Origin of the sequence: Mesorhizobium sp. dw_380 (assembly GCF_018588885.1) — a bacterium.
In the GTDB taxonomy this organism is placed as follows: Bacteria; Pseudomonadota; Alphaproteobacteria; order Rhizobiales; family Rhizobiaceae; genus Mesorhizobium.
Genome location: NZ_JAFFIW010000031.1, coordinates 1 through 18133, shown reverse-complemented (window position 1 = coordinate 18133; position 18133 = coordinate 1). Strand labels below are relative to the sequence as shown.

The 18133-nt window shown below is 63.8% G+C and carries 16 protein-coding genes; 3 read left to right on the top strand and 13 right to left on the bottom strand.

Features of this window, described 5'->3' with window-relative positions:
- The first annotated feature begins 78 nt into the window (after window positions 1-78).
- A complete protein-coding gene (locus tag JT360_RS24260; protein WP_214474722.1) occupies window positions 79-1101 on the top strand; it encodes a substrate-binding domain-containing protein in 1023 nt (340 codons plus the stop codon).
- A 151-nt stretch (window positions 1102-1252) separates the two neighbouring features.
- On the opposite strand, the gene JT360_RS24255 is transcribed toward JT360_RS24260, so the two are convergent.
- The 13 genes from JT360_RS24255 to puuE all read right to left on the bottom strand — a co-directional run bounded on the left by JT360_RS24255 (window position 1253) and on the right by puuE (window position 16009).
- On the bottom strand, window positions 1253-2701 hold the full coding sequence (locus JT360_RS24255; protein WP_214474721.1) for a S8 family serine peptidase: 1449 nt from the start codon (window positions 2699-2701) through the stop codon (window positions 1253-1255).
- Window positions 2691-3362 (bottom strand): anti-sigma factor, encoded by a 672-nt coding sequence (locus tag JT360_RS24250; protein ID WP_214474720.1) that lies wholly within the window; start codon window positions 3360-3362, stop codon window positions 2691-2693. The genes JT360_RS24255 and JT360_RS24250 overlap by 11 nt, the downstream gene beginning before the upstream one ends.
- A complete protein-coding gene (locus JT360_RS24245) occupies window positions 3359-3925 on the bottom strand; it encodes a sigma-70 family RNA polymerase sigma factor (protein ID WP_214474719.1) in 567 nt (188 codons plus the stop codon). Before JT360_RS24245 ends, JT360_RS24250 begins: the two co-directional genes overlap by 4 nt.
- 262 nt (window positions 3926-4187) lie before the next feature.
- Entirely contained in the window at window positions 4188-5027 is an 840-nt protein-coding gene (locus JT360_RS24240; protein WP_214474718.1) for an alkaline phosphatase family protein, read from the bottom strand.
- A gap of 309 nt (window positions 5028-5336) precedes the next feature.
- Window positions 5337-6992: an ABC transporter ATP-binding protein gene (locus tag JT360_RS24235; RefSeq protein WP_214474717.1), complete on the bottom strand. Its 1656-nt coding sequence runs from the start codon at window positions 6990-6992 to the stop codon at window positions 5337-5339.
- Entirely contained in the window at window positions 6992-7816 is an 825-nt protein-coding gene (locus JT360_RS24230) for an ABC transporter permease (protein ID WP_214474715.1), read from the bottom strand. The genes JT360_RS24235 and JT360_RS24230 overlap by 1 nt, the downstream gene beginning before the upstream one ends.
- 10 nt (window positions 7817-7826) lie before the next feature.
- Window positions 7827-8786, bottom strand: a complete 960-nt coding sequence (locus tag JT360_RS24225; RefSeq protein ID WP_214474713.1) for an ABC transporter permease — start codon at window positions 8784-8786, stop codon at window positions 7827-7829.
- Window positions 8787-8802: 16 nt separating this feature from the next.
- Complete coding sequence (locus tag JT360_RS24220; protein WP_214474711.1) at window positions 8803-10389, bottom strand: ABC transporter substrate-binding protein; 1587 nt, start codon at window positions 10387-10389, stop codon at window positions 8803-8805.
- Between the two features lie 153 nt (window positions 10390-10542).
- Window positions 10543-12528, bottom strand: a complete 1986-nt coding sequence (locus JT360_RS24215; protein ID WP_214474709.1) for a CocE/NonD family hydrolase — start codon at window positions 12526-12528, stop codon at window positions 10543-10545.
- 95 nt (window positions 12529-12623) lie between these two features.
- Window positions 12624-13217, bottom strand: a complete 594-nt coding sequence (locus tag JT360_RS24210) for a nucleoside deaminase (protein ID WP_214474708.1) — start codon at window positions 13215-13217, stop codon at window positions 12624-12626.
- A complete protein-coding gene (locus JT360_RS24205; RefSeq protein ID WP_214474707.1) occupies window positions 13214-13720 on the bottom strand; it encodes an ureidoglycolate lyase in 507 nt (168 codons plus the stop codon). Before JT360_RS24205 ends, JT360_RS24210 begins: the two co-directional genes overlap by 4 nt.
- Window positions 13717-14580 carry a bifunctional allantoicase/(S)-ureidoglycine aminohydrolase gene (locus JT360_RS24200; protein WP_214474706.1) on the bottom strand — a complete coding sequence of 288 codons (864 nt, stop codon included), beginning with the start codon at window positions 14578-14580 and terminating at the stop codon, window positions 13717-13719. Before JT360_RS24200 ends, JT360_RS24205 begins: the two co-directional genes overlap by 4 nt.
- Window positions 14581-14590: 10 nt before the next feature.
- Window positions 14591-16009, bottom strand: a complete 1419-nt coding sequence (gene puuE, locus JT360_RS24195) for an allantoinase PuuE (protein ID WP_214474705.1) — start codon at window positions 16007-16009, stop codon at window positions 14591-14593.
- 202 nt (window positions 16010-16211) lie between these two features.
- On the opposite strand from puuE, the gene uraH reads away from it, so the two are divergent.
- Both uraH and xdhA read left to right on the top strand, forming a co-directional pair.
- Window positions 16212-16586 carry a hydroxyisourate hydrolase gene (gene uraH / locus JT360_RS24190; RefSeq protein WP_214474704.1) on the top strand — a complete coding sequence of 125 codons (375 nt, stop codon included), beginning with the start codon at window positions 16212-16214 and terminating at the stop codon, window positions 16584-16586.
- Between the two features lie 3 nt (window positions 16587-16589).
- On the top strand, window positions 16590-18071 hold the full coding sequence (gene xdhA / locus JT360_RS24185; protein ID WP_214474702.1) for a xanthine dehydrogenase small subunit: 1482 nt from the start codon (window positions 16590-16592) through the stop codon (window positions 18069-18071).
- Window positions 18072-18133: the final 62 nt, after the last annotated feature.

Genomic DNA, 18133 nt, shown 5'->3' with positions numbered 1-18133 from the left:
GGTTGCCGTCTCGCGGTTGCGCCTTGGTGGCGCTTGGGTCGATTCAACTTAAAAGCGCTTTGAGGCAAGGAGCCACTCGTGAACCTCAAGCAGCTCGCGCATATGCTGGCGCTTTCGCAGACCACGGTGAGCCGGGCGCTGAACGGCTATCCGGAGGTCAATGAGGAGACGCGCAGGCGCGTCATGGACGCTGCCAAACGCCATGGCTATCGCCCCAATCCGAGCGCGCGGCGGCTGGCGACCGGCAAGTCCGGCATGATCGGCTATGTCCTGCCGACGGGGACAGCCGTCGACATCGATCCGCATTTCGTCGAGTTCCTGTCCGGCCTGGGCGACTATGCCCGCTCGCACGAGCTGGATCTCGTGCTGTCGCCGGCCGATGCCGACGACCAGGAAACGACCTACCGCCGCATCGTCGCCAACCGGCAGGTCGATGCGGTTTACATCTCTTCGCCGAGGCGCGAGGACAGTCGGGTGGCGCTGGTCAGCACGCTCGGCATTCCTTTCCTCGTCCATGGCCGAAGCGAGGGCTTCGATTTCGACTACCCATATCTCGACATCGACAATGAAGGCGCCTTCCATGAGGCGGCGCGGCTGCTGGTCCAACTCGGCCACCAGCGGCTGGCGCTGATCAATGGCGATGACCGCGAAACCTTCGCTATTCATCGCGAGCGCGGCGTGCGCCGGGCCTTGGCGGCGAGCGGGCTGACCCTGAGCGAGCGCCACGTCTGCTCCGTGGTCATGACGGAGGAAAACGGTTATCGCGCCACCAGGCGTCTGTTGGAAGCGAGCGACGCGCCGACGGCGATCGCCTGCTCCAGCCTGATCATGGCGCTCGGCGTCGTGCGCGCGGTTCGCGACCTCGGCCTGACCATTCCAGGCGACGTCTCGCTGATCGCCCATGACGACGTCTTTCCCTGGCTGAAGCCCGAAAATTTCTCCGTGCCGCTGTCGACGACGCGCTCATCGATCCGTCTCGCCGGCGCCCGCGTCGCCGAGCGGCTGGCGGCGCGGATATCAGGGGTGGAGGAAGGGGCTCGGGGAGAGGTTTGGCCGGTCGACCTGGTCGTTAGGGGCTCGGTCGCCGGCGCGCCGGCGTAGGTCGTGCCGACAGCTCAACCGCTGGCTCTCACTTTCAACGTTGGGCAATTGGCGAAAGCGGCGACGACGTCCAATCTCCCCCCTTGCGGGGGAGATGTCCGGCAGGACAGAGGGGGGTGCTGTCCCGCCGACGCCACAGGTTTGAGGGAACCTATTCCTTCGCCGCCCCAGCCGCCTTGATGTCCAGCAGCCCGTAGCCGAAATCATTGTCGCGTCCCTTGGGGCCGAGATCCCTGGCCGTTGCCGCCAGCGCCTTCTCGATGTCGCCGGCCGAGCGATCGGGCGCGGCGTGGATCAGATTGGCGATGGCGCCGCTGACGATCGCCGCGGCGAACGAGGTGCCGGTGACGACGTCGGAGCCGGCGCCGCTCGGCGCCACCATCTCGACGCCGGGCGCGGAGATGAAGACATAGGCGCCGCGATTGGCTTGCGGCATCAGCCCGTCCTTGGCGTCGGTGGCGGTCACTGCGATGACGCCATCGAAGGCGGCAGGATAGCCGTAGGGCGCCTTCGGCCCATTGTTTCCGGCGGCGGCGACCAGCGCGATGCCGAGTGCCCTTGCATTGCGGCAGGCGACGCCGAGCAGATCGTTCTTCGGTCCGACGAAGCTCATATTGATGATGCTGACATTCTGCTCCGCCGCCCAGTCGAGCGCCGACAGGATGACGTCCATGGTCGACTTGCCGCCTTCGAAGGCGCGGGCGTGATAGATCCTGGCGCCCGGTGCCATGCCCTCCAGCGCGCCGACGCCGGCGATCAGCCCGTCCACCGAGGTGCCATGATCGCGCTTTTCGACCGGCATGTCGGGCATCGCGTCGAACTGCGCGGCGATGACGCCGGCCAGTGCCGGATTGGTGTCGTCGATGCCGGTATCGATGACCGCGACGCGGACGTTTTCGCCGCTGGCCTGTTTGGAGTCCAGCGCGATGCGGTCGAACGCATAGTTGACGATGCCGGCCGCCTGCTGCAGCGAATAGATGTGGTTGGGCTCGCGGCGTTGCGTACGGCCGTCGGCGGCAAGCTGCGCCAGCACGACGCCGACAGGACGGCCGTCGGGAATGCCGAAACGCACCAAAGTGGTGCCAAGCAGCCTGGATTGACGCTGCGAGCGCACTTCGAGGCCGAACGAGGCGGCGATCTGCTGCAAGGCGCCGGCATCGCCGTCGACGGTCACCAGCACCTCGTCGGGCACGAAATCCCCGGCCACGGCCCGCGGCGGCTGAACGGCGATGAGATCGGTCGGCGAGACGATCGGCCCGCCCGCCGGCGGGCCGGCTTGATTGTTGCCGGGTGGCGTCGCCGGTTCTGGTCGTGGCGTCGGCACTGGTGCCGGAAGCGCGACCGGATTGGGGAACAGATCGACGATCAGGGCGGGAAGAAAGACGGCGTCGGCTTGGGCAGGGCCCCCACCGCCGGCATTGTCCTTGGCGCCGTTGCCGTCCTTGGCGCAGTCAGCACCGGCCGCATTGGTTCTGTTGCGGCAGTCGATTTTCGTCTGGTCGCTATTGGCGTCGTTGGTCTGCGCGGAAGCAGGCACGGCGGCGACGGTCATCGCCGCCGCAAGGATCGCCGCAACTCGAAGGGCCGTCTCAGCCGCCATCAGCCGGTTTCCTTCCCTCGATCACAGTTTCGGTGAAGGGCTGGGCGGCAATAAGGCCGAGCTGCCTGGTGTAGCCGGCTGCGTCGGCGGCCGGAATGCCGAGCCGGAACACGCCGTCGGTGGTCGGTCCGCCGATCACCTTCAGCCCATTGCTGCCGAGGAAGCCCGAAATGTCGGACATCTTCGCATCCGGCTTGAACTTCACCAGCGCGAACGGCATCTTCGCCAGATCGTCTTCAGCGCCGGCAATCTCGAAATCCTTGCCCTTGCCGCCGGGCTGCACCAGGGTCTGCACCACGATCAGGGCCAGCAGGACCGCAGCCGCCGCCCAGGCGACACCGACCGGCACGGCCATGAAGCGGCCCCAGGCCTGCGCCAGCCAGGACGAGCCTGCCGGCTTGCCTGCTGCGGGTCCGGCCTCGGCGTCAAGCGCCTTGGCGAAGCGGCTGAGCGCATCGGCTGGCGGCCGGATCGCTTCATTGGCGGCCGATGTGCCGGAGAATTCGGCCTCGGCCTCGCCAAGGGCGGCAAGTGCCGAGGGATCGCTGGCCAGCCATTCCTCGACGGCTTCCAGGTCCGAGCCTTCCAGCGAGCCGTTCAGATAGAACGGCAGCAGCGTTTCCATTTCGTCGCGGCGCGACATCTTTTCAGCGGCGCTCATGGCCACCCCCTGTCGTAACCGGCGGCCTTCAAGGCCTCGCCGAGTTTCTTGCGGGCGTAGAACATCCGGGTCTTGACGGTCGCGACCGGGATGCCGAGCACCTCGCCGATCTCGCTCACCGACTGCCCATGATAATAGGCAAGGTCGATCACCGTGCGGTGTTCTTCGGGCAAGGCGTCGACAAAGCGCCGCAACGCGGCGGCTTTGTCCTCCTTCATAGTGACGACCTCGGGCGTGTCGGCGCCGTCGGGCACAGCGGCGGCGGCCTCGTCGTCGATCCAGTCTTCCTTCTTCTTGCGCAGCAGCGACAGCGCCTTGAACCGGGCTATGCCGAGCAGCCATGTCGAGACCTCGGAGCGTCCCTCGAAGCCCGGCGCCTGGCGCCACAGCTCAAGAAACACCTCGTTCGCGATATCGTCAGCCATCATTTCCGATCCCGTCTGGCGCGCCACGAAGCGGTAGACCCGCGCGTGATGACGCATGAACAGGAGCCGCACGGCGGCACGATCGCCCTTCGCGACCCGGTCGACAAGCGCGCGATCGGTCTCCGCCGCTGCCGTCATGACCGGTCGAGCCGCCTGGCTCCTGCCTGCTCTGTCGCTGATCGGTCCAAAAAGGTTCATCCTCCGCCAAGGAATTTGCCGAGGCTAGCCGAAGAAAGCGGAGGTTGCCAGAGCATCCCTTCGCCCCGTCCCTATACGGGGAGAAGGTGCCGGCAGGCGGATGAGGGGCGGCGCTGGCCTTGGGAGATCATATTCGACGTTTGCGCAGTCCTCACATTTACCCCGCAAGCGACGGGGAGAGGGCGACGCCAACGCCACTCCTTCACCCCAAAAACGGCTTCGCCTTCATCGTCGCCGGCACCGGCACGCCGAGCCGGCTCAACACGGTCGGCGCCAGCTGCAACTGGTCGAGCAGCGTGTCGGCCTGCGGGCCCTGGCCTTGCCCGAAATAATACAGCGCGAAATCCTGCATCTCGTCGTCGTGGCCGCCATGGTGGCCACGGTCGGTCTGGCCATGATCGGCGGTGACCATGACCTCGTAGCCGGCTCGGATCCAGCCCGGCAGGAAGGCAGCCAGCATGCCGTCCACGGCATAGACGGCATGGTCCATCTCGGCGCAGTCATGGCCGAAGCGATGGCCCATGGAGTCCAGCGTGCAGGTGTGCAGGATGCCGTAGTCGATGCCGTGACGTCTGGTCAGCATGGTCAGCGTCGCGAACAGGTCGACATCGCTCGGCGTCATCTGGTTGCGCGCGTTGTAGCCGGTCATGGTGTGGAAGCGGCCATGCGTGATCGGGCCGCCGGGCTCGTCATATTCCATGTCCTCGACCAGCTCGAACGGATAGGAGCGGAAGAACTCCGACCAGTAGGAGTGGGTGACGGCACCGGTCTTGCCGCCGGCCTTGCTGATCTCGGAGAAGATATCGGGCTGCTCGACGCGAAAACGGTTCTCGTTGGACAGGATGCCGTGCACCTGCGGCGACACGCCGGTGTGGATCGAGGCATAGCAGCATGCCGAGGTCGACGGCAGCACGGAGCGCATCTTCCAGACCCGTGCTTCGCCCGATTGCACCCAACCCTCGAGATTGCCCATCAGCCGGCGCCAGTTGCGGTAGGGAAGGCCGTCGAGGATGATCAGCAGAAGCTTGGATTTGAGCGCCACGGGCAGCTCCATGAGGTTTGGCAATTGAAACCAAGGCGCCGCGTGTCATACAGACACGCGGCGCCTTCGCTGTGAAACAGTCTTTCCGGGCGGCGATTTCGCCCGTAGAGCAATTCACCGTTTCGCGGAAACGGCGAACCGCTCTATCTCTTTGTTTTGACGCAATTCCGAACGGAAAACCGTTTTCACACTTTTCCTGGAATTGCTCTACAGCAGCTCACCGTTTCACGGAAACGGCGAACCGCTCTATCTCTTTGTTTTGACGCAATTCCGGACGGAAAACCGTTTCACACTTTTCCTGGAATTGCTCTAATTCCCCGCGCTGGCCATGCGCCGTCCCTTGATCGCCTCTTCCAGCCAGCCGATCTCCATTTCCGGCACCGACGACAAGAGAAGGTCGGTGTAGGCATCGAAGGGCGGCGTGAGAACCTTGCTCTTCGAGCCGTAGCGGACCACTTCGCCGCGATACATGACCGCGATGGAATCGGCGATCGACTTCACCGTTGCCAGATCATGGGTGATGAACAGATAGGCGACCTTTTCGTGCTCCTGCAGGTTCAGCAGCAGTTTGAGGATGCCGTTGGCCACCAGCGGATCCAGCGCCGACGTCACCTCGTCGCAGATGATCAGCTTGGGTTTGGCGGCAAGCGAGCGGGCGATGCAGACGCGCTGCTTCTGGCCACCCGAGAGTTCCGCCGGATAGCGATCGATGAAGCCCTTGCCCATCTCGATCTCGTCGAGCAGTTCGGCGACGCGCCTGTCGCGTGCCCTGCCGCGCATGCCGAAATAAAACTCCAGCGGTCTGCCGATGATGGTGCCGACCGTCTGGCGCGGGTTCATCGCCACGTCGGCCATCTGGTAGATCATCTGCAACTGGCGCAGATCCTCCTTCGGCCGGTCGGCAAGCCGGTTGGCCAGCGGGCGTCCGTCGAAGGTCACGGTGCCTTGCTCAGGCGGCAAAAGTCCGGTGATGGCGCGCGCCAGCGTCGACTTGCCGGAGCCGGATTCGCCGACCACGGCCAGCGTCTGGCCGGGATAGATATCGACCGAGACGTTCTTCAGCACCTTGACATGGCCGCCGCCATAGGCGGCGGTGACGTTCTTCACCGACAGGAACGGCGCGGTGCCGGGCTTCTGCTCCGCATGTTCGATCTCATGCACCGAGACCAGCGCGTTGGTGTATTCCTGGCGCGGTTCCTTGATGATCTGCCGCGTGCCGCCCCATTCGACCAGCCTACCGTGGCGCAGCACCATGATCTCGTCGGAGACCTGGGCAACGACGGCAAGGTCGTGGGTGATGTAGAGCGCGGCCACATGCGTGTCGCGGATGGCGTCCTTGATCGCGGCCAGAACGTCGATCTGCGTCGTCACGTCGAGCGCCGTTGTCGGTTCGTCGAAGACGATCAGGTCCGGCTCGGAACAGAGCGCCATCGCCGTCATCACCCGCTGCAGCTGGCCGCCCGAGACCTGGTGCGGGAAGCGTTCGCCAATGGTTTCGGGGTTCGGCAGGCTGAGCTTCTTGAACAGCGCGACGGCGCGCTTCTCGGCCTCGGCGCGCGTTGCCGTGCCGTGCAGAAGCGTGGCTTCGACCACCTGGTCCATCAGCCTGTGCGCCGGATTGAAGGCGGCCGCCGCCGATTGCGCGACATAACAGACCTCGCGGCCGCGCAATTTGCGGAAACCTTCCTTGCCGCCCTTGAGGATATCGCGGCCGTTGAGGAGCACCTCGCCGCCGGTGATGCGCACGCCGCCACGGCCATAACCCATCGACGACAGGCCGATGGTCGACTTGCCGGCGCCGGATTCGCCGATCAGGCCCAGCACCTTGCCCTTTTCCAGCGTCAACGAGACATCGTGCACCAGCACGATGTTCTTCGGCGCCTCGCCGGGCGGGTACACCGTGGCCTCGATGCGCAGATTGCGGATATCGAGCAGCACGCCGGATTTCGCTTTGGTATCAGCCATCACCCGCGTCCTCCCTTCAGGCTTGTCGTGCGGTTGAGGATCCAGTCGGCGACAAGGTTGACCGAGATGGCCAGCGCCGCGATCGCCGCTGCCGGAATAAGCGCGGCGGCTATGCCGAAGACGATGCCGTCCTTGTTCTCCTTGACCATGCCGCCCCAGTCGGCATCGGGCGGTTGCACGCCGAGGCCGAGGAAGGACAGCGTCGACAGGAACAGCACCGCATAGATGAAGCGCAGGCCGAGTTCCGAAACCAGCGGCGACAGCGCATTGGGCAGGATCTCGCGGAAGATGATCCAGCCACTACCTTCGCCGCGCAGCTTGGCGGCTTCGACATAGTCCATGACGTTGATGTCGACGGCGACCGCGCGCGACAGGCGATAGACACGGGTCGAATCGAGAATGCCCATGACCAGGATCAGCGTCACCAGGTTCGTCGGCAGCACGGAAAGTACAACCAGGCCCATGATCAGCGTCGGGATCGACATCAACAGGTCGACGAGGCGCGACAGGATCGTGTCGAACCAGCCGCCGAACACCGCCGCCGAGAAGCCCAGTATGGCGCCGAGCGAGAAGGACAGCGCGGTGGCAAGCACAGCGATAAACAGCGTGATGCGGGCGCCGTAGATCATGCGTGACAACAGATCGCGGCCGAGATTGTCGGTGCCCAGCCAGTGCACCGCCGTCATTGGTTCCCAGACGTCGCCGACGATCTCGGCATTGTCGTGCGGCGAGATCCACGGTGCGAAGATCGCCGCCAGCACGAACAGGGCGGTCAGCACCAAGCCGATCAAGGCGGGAATGGGGATGCGTCTTATGTCGAGCATGCCCGCCCTCTCACTTTGGATGCCTGAGACGCGGATTGGCGACGATCGCCGCTATGTCCGCGATGATGTTGAGGCTGATATAGACGGCGGCGAAGATCAGCCCGACCGCCTGCACGACGGGCACGTCGCGCTTGGTGACATGGTCGACGAGATACTGCCCCATGCCGGGATAGACGAAGATCACCTCGACGACGACGACGCCGACGATGAGATAGGCGAGGTTGAGCATGACGACATTGATGATCGGCGCGATGGCATTGGGAAAGGCGTGCTTGCGAATGACATTGAAAGCCGACAGGCCTTTCAGTTCCGCGGTCTCGACATAGGCCGACTGCATGACGTTGAGGATCGCCGCGCGGGTCATGCGCATCATATGGGCGAGCACCACCAGCGTCAGTGCCGCAGCCGGAAGCGCGATGGCTTGCATGCGCTCGCCGAAGGGCATGCCGTCATAAACGGTCGAGATGGCGGGGAAGATTTGCCAATGTACGGCGAAGAAATAGACCAGGAGATAGCCGACGAAGAATTCCGGGAAGGAGGTCGAGGCGAGCGCCAGCCCTGAGATCAGCTTGTCGAGCCAGCCATTGCGGTAGCGAACCGCGATCAAGCCCAGGATGATCGCCAGCGGCACGGCCACGATCGCTGCCCAGAAGGCGAGGAACAGCGTGTTCCACAACCGGCCCTTGATCGATGTCGCGATATCCTGCCCGCTCGACATAGCCGTGCCGAGGTCGCCGGTCAGCACGCCGCCGAGCCAGTGGAAATACCTGACATAGGCCGGGTCGTTCAGCCCGAGCTGCTGGCGCAGATTGGCGAGCGACTCCGGTGTCGCCGATTGCCCCAGAATGGCTTGCGCGACGTCGCCGGGCAGGATCTGCGTGCCAGCGAAGATCAGGACCGAAATGGCCAACAGAAGGAGGATGCCCAGCGCGATGCGCTGGGCAATGAGCTTCAGGATGGGCGAGGACATCTCTGCAAAGCCGGACTCAGGCCTTCAGCCAGCACTTCGCCAGCGCGTAGCCGTTCATCAGTTCCTGATGCGGATCGTCCACCCAGCCATCGACCTTGGCACCGGTCGCGTCGATGAACTGGTTGAACATCGGCAGGATCAGGCCGCCTTCGTCGCGCACCATGACGGCCATGTCGTGGTACATCTGCTTGCGCTTGGCTTCGTCGAGTTCGGCGCGCGCCGCAAGCACCATCTTGTCGAAGTCCGGGCGCTTGAAACGCGTGTCGTTCCAGTCGGCCGTCGACAGGTAAGCGGTCGAGTACATCTGGTCCTGCGTCGAGCGCCCGCCCCAATAGGAGGCGCAGAAGGGCTGCTTGTTCCAGACCTCGTTCCAGTAACCGTCGCCGGGCTCGCGCTTGAGCTCGATCTTGATGCCGGCCTTGGCCGCGCTCTGCTGGAAGAGCTGGGAGGCATCGACCGCGCCGGGGAAGGCGACATCCGAGGTCCTCAGCAGCACAGCGCCGTCATGGCCCGACTTCTTGTAGTGGAACTTGGCCTTGTCCGGATCGTACTTGCGCTGCTCGATCTCGGTGAACAGCGGGTAGGACGCGTTGATCGGGAAGTCGTTGCCGAGCGAACCATAGCCGCGCAGCACCTTGGTCAGCATCTCCTCGCGGTCGATCGCGAGCTTCAGAGCCATGCGCAGGTCGTTGTTGTCGAAGGGCGCTGTGTTGCAGTGCATGATGAAGACATAGTGGCCCGGGCCGGCGTGGTTGCGGATGGTCACGCCCGGCACGCGCTTGATCAAGTCGACGATCTTCGGCTCGACGCGGTTGATCATGTTGACCTGGCCGCCCTGCAGGGCCGCCGTGCGCGCGGTCGCATCGTTGATGACGATGATCTCGATCTGGTCGGCATGGCCCATCTTGTCGCCCTGCCAGTAGTTGGCGAAGCGTTCGCCGCCATGGCGCACGCCGGGCTCGTTGGTCTTGACCACATACGGGCCGGCGGAGATGCCGGCATCGGCCTTGTCCTTGCCGCCATTGGGCTGGACGATCAGGTGATAGTCGCTGAGCACGTAGGGAAGGTCGGCGTTGGCCTCCTTCAGCGTCAGCACCACTTCCTTGCCGCTGGCCTTGATGGTCTCGATGCCCTTCATGTAGCCGAGCGCGCCGGATTTCGACTTCTCGTCCGAATGGCGCTCGAGCGTTGCGGCGACGTCCTCGGCGGTTACCTTCTTGCCGTTATGGAATTCGACGCCGTCGCGGATTTTCAGCGTCCAGGTCTTCGCATCGTCCGAGGAGCCGATCTCCTCCGCGATGCGGTTCTCGAGTTTGCCGTCCGGCGACAGCTCGACGATCATTTCGCCCCAGCATTTGCCGAACGCGAACGGCACCTGGGTCATGAACAGGGCAGGATCGAGACTGTTGGTGGATTCACCGCCGACCAGGCCGGCCTTCAGCGTGCCGCCCTTGACCGGGCCGGCCGCACGCGCGGCGCTTGAAAGCAGCGAATTGGCGAAGGGTGCTGCGATACCGAGCGCTGCCGCCCGGCCGAGAAAATCACGACGGCTCAGCTTGCCCGCTGCGACACGCCGGCTAAGGAATTCCAGTTCGTTTGACATTTGAGTTCCTCACTCTGTTGGTTCGACTCTGCGGTCGATTTTCTTGTTTCTTATGAGGGGAATAATGACCGTAAGGGAAAGCAGTAAGCAAGACCGAATGCGACATGCCGTGGCGTAAATCGCACGTCGCATTTGGACCAACGGTTTCAGCGCTCAAACAAGCGCGCGCGGAACCCGTTCCTCGAAATTGCGTGCGAAGACGAGTTTTTCACCTTCATAGGCTTCGATTCTGGCGCCGACGATGAAGTTTTGCGCATCCGATCTCATCTCCGCCCATGTCTCGGTCCGCACCGACCATCCATTTCGCGACAGGGTCTGCGTCCAATGGGTTTTTCCCGATGCGGACAGCGGATCGTCGGGATGGATCGCCCAGGTTTCGCGGGCGATGCTGCCATTGACCAGGCCATGGTCGAGATCGCGCACCTCGCCGAAATCGTCCGCTATGGAAAGCGTGACGATTCCGGTCTTTTCGTCGCGATCGACATGGCGTTCGGAATTGGCGGGCCGAACCGTCTCGGTTGCCCAGGGCGCAGCGCCTTCCGGTTCGGCGAATGTCGCTTCGTTGCCTGTCGCCAAAGGGCGCAGCGGCAGGGATAACGTCGCCGCCGACAAGGCCAGCTGGACCGGCTCCGGCGAGGGCCAGATGGCAGGCCAATAGGCGTTCGACACGGCAATGCGCAGATGGTGACCGGCTGGCACGCGATAGGCGCATTGGTCGAGCACGACGCGCGCGGAGACGGTCTCGCCCGGCACCAGCGGCTGCGGGAATTCGTGCGAATCGCGGTGCGTCAGGTTGAGCACGCCATAGGAGATCAGTTCTGATGCGCCGTCCGGGTGCACGTCGCACAGCCGGATCGCGATGTTGGCTTGCGGGCGGTCGCAAGTGAGCGTGACCTGTACTTCCGGTGCGCCGACGATGTCGATCGCCTCGGCGAGTTCCGGCTGGTCGAAACACACCGACAGCGCATCGTCGGGGCGCTGGTCGCCGGGCAGTTCCGGGCCGAAGGTGAACGGAAAGTATTCGCCGCCGGCGAGACCGCAGCTTTGCGGCGAGGCTACGATGGCAGGTTTGGTCCCGCTGGGGATCAGTTCGATCGTTTGCGCCTTGACGGCGGGCGACGGCCATTGCTGCTCTGCCACCCAGCGGCCAGGCCGCTCGGGATGCCAGCGCGCCGGGCGCACGCTGTCCATCACATAGGCGCGGTAGGCCGGGTCCGCCTCGACACCGGTGTCGAGGCCCTTCAGCCAGCGGTCCCACCAGCTCAGGGCTTCCTTCAGGAAGCCGATGGCGGGTTTTGGTGCCGCATAGTGCGGGCATTTGTGGATCCAGGGGCCGACGATGCCCTTGACCGGCGCTTGGATGTTGGTGACGAGGTGCGAGATCGTGTTGCGGTAGCCGTCATGCCAGCCGCCGATCGACAGCACGGCGGCCTTGACGGCCGAAAAATCCTCGCAGATCGAGCCGCGTTTCCAATAGGCGTCGCGATGCTGATGGCTGAGCCAGAGCGGCGCCAGGAAAGTCTGATTTTCCAGCCTTGTAAGCCACAGATCGCGCCACCGGTTGTCGCCGGCAATCAGCGGGTCCGGCGGCCGCGACGAATAGGAGAGCATCGTCGAGGCCCAGCCGAAATTCTCGATCAGCAGACAGCCGCCCTTGTAGTGGATGTCGTCGGCATAGCGGTCGACGGTCGAACACAGGCTGATCACCGCCTTCAGCGCCGGCGGCTGCCTGGCCGCCACCTGCAGGCAGTTGAAGCCGCCCCAGGAAATGCCCATCATGCCGACATTGCCGTTGCACCAGGGTTGGCTTGCGGCCCAAGCAATGACGTCGCAGGCGTCCTGCAATTCCTGCTCGGAATATTCGTCGTCCATCAGCCCTTCGGAATCGCCATTGCCGCGCATGTCGACACGGATCGAGGCGTAGCCGTGGCCGGCGAAATAGGGATGCGTCAGCTGATCGCGAAAGATGGTGCCGTCGCGCTTGCGGTAGGGCAGATGCTCGAGGATAGCAGGCACCGGATCGTCGCCGGCGTCTTCCGGCATCCACACCCGCGCCGACAGCCGGCAGCCATCCGGCATGACGATGCCCATATCAGGGAATTCGACGACCTTGCGGGGAAATTCGGTGACGGTTTTCATGCTGCGCATAACGCCCCGCAGCGTGGCAATTTTCAATCGCCATTCGCGACTGGAGCAGCGGAATATGCGACCTGTGCCGCTACCTGCTTCTACCGTCAGTTCAGCGGAATGTCGTTCTCGGCCTTGCTAGACTGGTAGGCGCCGGACAGCTCTTCATAGCGCGCCGAGATTTTGCCGATCCGCGCCTCCAGCCGCTGGCGCTCGGCCTCTGGCAATGCCCGCACCAGCCGACGGATCGAATAGCTCTTCCAATAGGCGTTCTCGGCATTGTAGCCGCCGGGCTCGAGGGTGAAGACCTCCTTCAGAATCCTGAGATCGTGCGGGATGGCGAAACTGTCGCGCGAATCCTCGTGGCTGAACAGGTAGTAGAAATTGTCGAAGCCGGTCCAGGTGATCGCCGACAGGCAGAGCGAGCAAGGCTCATGCGTGGCGATGAAAAGCGCGTCCTTTGTGTCGACACGCTCCGCCCTGGGCATTTCGTAGAAACGCTTCAGGCAGTGCACTTCGCCATGCCAGAGCGGGTTTTCGATCTCATTGTTGGTTTCGGCCAGCACCAGCGAGCGGTCGTCCTTGCGCAGGATCGCCGCGCCGAACAGCTTGTTGCCATGAGCGACGCCCTCTTCCGTCTTCGGCACGATATCGTGCTCGATGACGTCGAGCAGGCGGTCGATAAGCGAAATGTCGGTCATGACTGGGTCTCGGCGGGAAGGTGGATTTCATAAGCGTGCGAGAAATGGAATTCCTCGAGATTGGAGCCGTCGCCGCCGCGGTCGACGACCAGGAAATCCTGCGGTTCGCCGAGCGGCGTCAGCACGCCATGCCAGAGATTGCGGGAATAGTTGATGCCTTGTCCGGGCGCGGTGATGAAGGCGTGCGGCTCGCCCGGGCCATCCTTGCCGTCATGGCAGACGACGACCAGGAACGGGCGCGGCGACAGCGGAATGAAGGCCTGGCTGCCGAACGGATGCCGCTCGACCATGGTCAGCTTCAACGGCAGTTCGTAAGGCGTGCCGTGCACCATCGAGATCAGCACGCGCGCGTTCGGCCCTGTTGCCTCGGCGGTGGCAAGATCGTGGTAACGCTCGGCCTTGCCGCCATTGATCGGATAATGGTTGTCGCCCGCCATGTCGATGACGTCACCGAATTCGGCAAAGGCCTCACGGGTCAGCGGCCGAGCGATAATGCGGGTCACCGCGCGCGACCACCGATATCAGCCCCGCCAAGCTTGGCGTGCCGGTTGACGTCCTTGTAGAGCAAATAGCGGAATTTCCCCGGGCCGCCGGCGTAGCAGGCCTGCGGGCAGAAGGCGCGCAGCCACATATAGTCGCCGGCCTCGACCTCGACCCAGTCCTGGTTCAGCCGATAGACCGCCTTGCCTTCAAGCACATAAAGCCCATGCTCCATCACATGTGTCTCGGCGAACGGAATGACGGCGCCGGGCTCGAGCGTGACGATGGTCATGTGCATGTCGTGGCGCAAATCGGCCGGATCGACGAACCGCGTCGTCGCCCAGCGGCCGTCGGTGCCAGGCATCGGCGTCGGCGCGATCTCCTGCTCGTTGGTGAAGAAGGCTTCAGGCACATCGAGGCCGTCGACCGCTTCGTAAGCTTTTCGGATCCAGTGGAAACGGACAGCCGCCTTGCTCTCGTTGCGAACTGTCCAGCCGCTGGCCGGCGGCAGAAAGGCAAAGCCGCCGGGCCGCAACACATACTTCTTGCCGGCAAGCAGAACCGTCAATTCGCCCTCGACCACGAACAGGGCACCCTCGGCGCCGGCATCGGGTTCCGGCCGGTCGCTGCCGCCGCCAGGCTCGACCTCGACAATGTATTGCGAAAACGTCTCGGCAAAGCCGGACAGCGGCCGCGACAGGATCCAGACGCGGGTCTCGTCCCAGAACGGCAAGGCGCTGGTGACGATGTCCTGCATCACCCCCTTGGGGATGACGGCATAGGCCTCGGTGAAGACGGCGCGGCCCGTCAGCAGTTCGGTTTGACCGGAATGGCCGCCATGCGGCGCGTAATAAGTTCGGTCGGGCATCCTGATCGTATCCATGGGTTCAAACCTATTGCGGTAGCATATCCCTGAGGCGGAGCAGCGCGATGCGCTCGACCTGTTTGCAGGCGGTCTCGAATTCGACGCCGCGGCCGTTGCCGATGCGGGCTTCGAATTCCGCCAGGATTTCCTCCTTGGTCTTTCCCTTCACCGCTATGATGAAGGGGAAGCCGAAAGTGGTGACGTAGGCGGCGTTGAGCTTGGAGAACAATTCGCGCTCCTTGTCGGTCAGCGCGTCGAGCCCAGCGGAGGCCTGTTCCCGGGTCGATTCCGCCGTCAGCCGCCTGGCCTTGGCAAGCTTGCCGGCAAGGTCGGGATGGGCGTTGAGCACGCCGAGCCGCTCGGCCTCGCTGGCGGAACGGAAGATGCGGCAAAGCGCGTTATGCAGGCCGCCGGCTGTGTCATGCGCTGGGCCGAGCTCAAGTTCATAAGCACGTTCGGCAATCCACGGCGAATGCTCGAACACGCCGCCGAAAGTGTGAACGAATGTCTCGAATTCCATTTTCGACGGGCGCAGCGCCGCCGGCTTGTACGGATGGTTCTCTTGCCAGTGCCTGGCGATGTCGATGCGCCGCGCCAGCCAGACCTTGTCATGCGACTTCACATAGTCGACGAAGCGCTTCAGCGCCGCCACCCGGCCCGGACGCCCGACAAGCCGGCAGTGCAGGCCAATGTTCATCATGCGCGGCCGCCCGGCCCCGCCCTCGGCGTACAGCGTGTCGAAACTATCCTTGAGATAGGCGAAGAACTGGTCGCCGGAGTTGAAGCCTTGCGGCGTGGCGAAGCGCATATCATTGGCATCGAGCGTATAGGGGATGATGAGCTGCGTGCCGCCCGCATGCTCGAACCAGTAAGGCAGCTCGTCGTCATAAGTGTCGGAGACGTAGTCGAAACCGCCTTCTTCGGCGGCCAGACGCACCGTGTTGATCGATGTGCGGCCGGTGTACCAGCCGGTTGGGCGCTGGCCAGTCACCTCGTAATGCAGCTTGATCGCGGCTTCGAGGTCGCGGCGTTCGTCCTCGGCGCTGTGGTCACGATAGTCGATCCATCGCAGCCCGTGCGAGGCGATCTCCCAGCCGGCCTCCTGCATGGCCGTGACCTGGTCGGGTGAACGCGCCAGCGCCGTGGCGACGCCGTAACAGGTCACCGGAACCTCAGCTTCGCTGAACAGGCGCAGCAGCCGCCAGAAGCCGGCCCGCGCCCCATATTCGTAGATCGATTCCATATTCCAGTGGCGCTGGCCCACCCAGGGTGCCGCGCCGACGATTTCCGAGAGGAAGGCTTCCGACGCCTTGTCGCCGTGGAGCACGCAGTTCTCGCCGCCCTCTTCGTAATTGACGACGAACTGCACGGCGACATGCGCACCGCCGGGCCATTTCGGATCCGGCGGATTGGCTCCGTAACCGCGCATGTCTCTGATGTAACGCATCGTTCCTCCTGCCGGGCATCGCCCGAACTATGATCAGGATATCGAAAGGGTGCTTCTCGCATTCCCCCGAAAATTTTTGAAAGTGTTTTTGTCGCACTCCGCTCGACCGGGACTTATGCATCGCCTTTAAATGGCGCACAATTCATCAGTAATGTTTGACTGTACCGGCCAATTTGTTCGTATTGGAAATGGGAGGCGGCCAATGGCAGAAACGTCGAAAGCCGATGGCGGGCGTCTGACGACCCATGTGCTCGACACGGCGACCGGCAAACCGGCGGCGGGATTGTCCATCGCGCTTTACCGCCTCGACGGTGCCGCGCGCAGGCTTCTGAAGACGGTTGCGACCAACGCTGACGGTCGCTGCGACGCGCCGCTGCTGGCCGGCGGCGACTTTCGCACCGGCGAATACGAACTGGTTTTCGCGGCCGGCGATTATCTGCGCGGCTCTGGAGCAAAGCTGCCAGAGCCCGCCTTCCTCGATAGCGTGCCGATCCGCTTCGGCATGGCCGAGGCGGTGCATTATCACGTACCCTTGCTGATCTCGCCCTACGGCTATTCGACCTACAGGGGGAGCTGAGGCATGGCCAAAGTCAACATCCGCAACGAGATCCGCTTCATCCTGAATGACAGGGACGTCGTGCTGTCCTCGGTGGCGCCCGACGCGACCTTGCTCGACTGGCTGCGGCTCGACCGCTCGCTGCGCGGCACCAAGGAGGGCTGCGCCGAGGGCGATTGTGGCGCCTGCACCGTGCTGGTCGGCAAGCTCTCGGCCGGCGGTTTAGTCTATGAAAGCGTCAATGCCTGCATCCGCTTCCTCGGTTCGCTCGACGGCACCCATGTCGTGACCGTCGAACATTTGCGCAGCGAGCCCGGCAAACTGCATCCCGTGCAGCAGGCGATGGTCGATTTCCACGGCTCGCAATGCGGCTTCTGCACGCCCGGCTTCGTCATGTCGCTCTATGGCCTGTGGATGAAATCGCCCGATCCGTCGAACGCGGCGATCGAAAAAGCTTTGCAAGGCAATCTCTGCCGCTGCACTGGCTACGAGGCGATCATGCGCGCCGCGCACGCCATCTCCAGCTACGGCAAGGCGACGAAGGACCCGCTGGCGGCGGAGCGCAAGGCGATCGCGGCAAGGCTGGAGGCCATGCATGACGGCGCGCGGGTCGAGATCGGCACCGGCAAAGCGCGGTTGATGGTGCCGGCCAATGTCGACGACTTCTCCGCCATGCTGGACAAGGAACCCGGCGCTACCATCGTTGCCGGCGCGACCGATGTCGGCCTGTGGGTGACCAAGCACATGCGCGATATCTCGCCGGTGATCTTCATCGGCAATCTCGATGGGCTTTGCACCATCTCCGAAGACAACGGCGTCATATCCATCGGCGCCGGCGTCACCTACACCGAAGCCTTCTCGATGCTCTCCAAGAGGATCCCGGCGCTGGGACCGTTGTTCGATCGCATCGGTGGCGAACAAGTGCGTAATATGGGCACCATCGGCGGCAACATCGCCAATGGCTCGCCGATCGGCGACACGCCGCCGCCCTTGATCGCACTCGGCGCGCGCCTGACGCTGCGCAAGGGCAAGACGCGGCGCACGATCCCGCTGGAAACCTTCTTCATCGCCTATGGCAAGCAGGACCGGCAGCCGGGCGAATTTGTCGAGGCGGTGCACGTGCCCGTGCCGGCCAAGGATACAAAGTTTGCGGTCTACAAGGTCACCAAGCGGCGCGACGAGGACATCACGGCGGCACTCGGCGCCTTTTTCCTGGCGCTGGCCAAGGACGGCACCGTCGCCGATATCCGCATCGCCTATGGCGGCATGGCGGCGACGCCGAAGCGTGCGGCTGCTGTCGAAAAGGCATTGCTTGGCAAACCGTGGACCGAAGAGATGGTCGAGACGGCGATGGCCGAATACGCCAGGGATTTCACGCCGCTCACCGACATGCGGGCGTCAGCCGAATACCGGGCTCTGGCGGCGAAAAACCTGTTGTTGCGTTTCTTCGTCGAAACCACCGGCACCAGGGCGCCCTTCCAGGTTTCAAGGCATGAGGCGGCCTGATGCATATCAACGCCAGCGAACAAACAGCCGGAGGGTCGCGAGGAGCGTCCTTCTCCCCGTTC

Coding starts and splice junctions, on each gene's coding strand:
- JT360_RS24235 (WP_214474717.1), bottom strand. CDS start 6,992: ATGGCTGATACCAAAGCGAAATCCGGCGTGCTGCTCGATATCCGCAAT.
- puuE (WP_214474705.1), bottom strand. CDS start 16,009: ATGCGTTACATCAGAGACATGCGCGGTTACGGAGCCAATCCGCCGGAT.
- JT360_RS24200 (WP_214474706.1), bottom strand. CDS start 14,580: ATGGATACGATCAGGATGCCCGACCGAACTTATTACGCGCCGCATGGC.
- xdhA (WP_214474702.1), top strand. CDS start 16,590: ATGGCCAAAGTCAACATCCGCAACGAGATCCGCTTCATCCTGAATGAC.
- JT360_RS24220 (WP_214474711.1), bottom strand. CDS start 10,389: ATGTCAAACGAACTGGAATTCCTTAGCCGGCGTGTCGCAGCGGGCAAG.
- uraH (WP_214474704.1), top strand. CDS start 16,212: ATGGCAGAAACGTCGAAAGCCGATGGCGGGCGTCTGACGACCCATGTG.
- JT360_RS24225 (WP_214474713.1), bottom strand. CDS start 8,786: ATGTCCTCGCCCATCCTGAAGCTCATTGCCCAGCGCATCGCGCTGGGC.
- JT360_RS24210 (WP_214474708.1), bottom strand. CDS start 13,217: ATGACCGACATTTCGCTTATCGACCGCCTGCTCGACGTCATCGAGCAC.
- JT360_RS24250 (WP_214474720.1), bottom strand. CDS start 3,362: ATGAGCGCCGCTGAAAAGATGTCGCGCCGCGACGAAATGGAAACGCTG.
- JT360_RS24245 (WP_214474719.1), bottom strand. CDS start 3,925: ATGACGGCAGCGGCGGAGACCGATCGCGCGCTTGTCGACCGGGTCGCG.
- JT360_RS24255 (WP_214474721.1), bottom strand. CDS start 2,701: ATGGCGGCTGAGACGGCCCTTCGAGTTGCGGCGATCCTTGCGGCGGCG.
- JT360_RS24215 (WP_214474709.1), bottom strand. CDS start 12,528: ATGAAAACCGTCACCGAATTTCCCCGCAAGGTCGTCGAATTCCCTGAT.
- JT360_RS24230 (WP_214474715.1), bottom strand. CDS start 7,816: ATGCTCGACATAAGACGCATCCCCATTCCCGCCTTGATCGGCTTGGTG.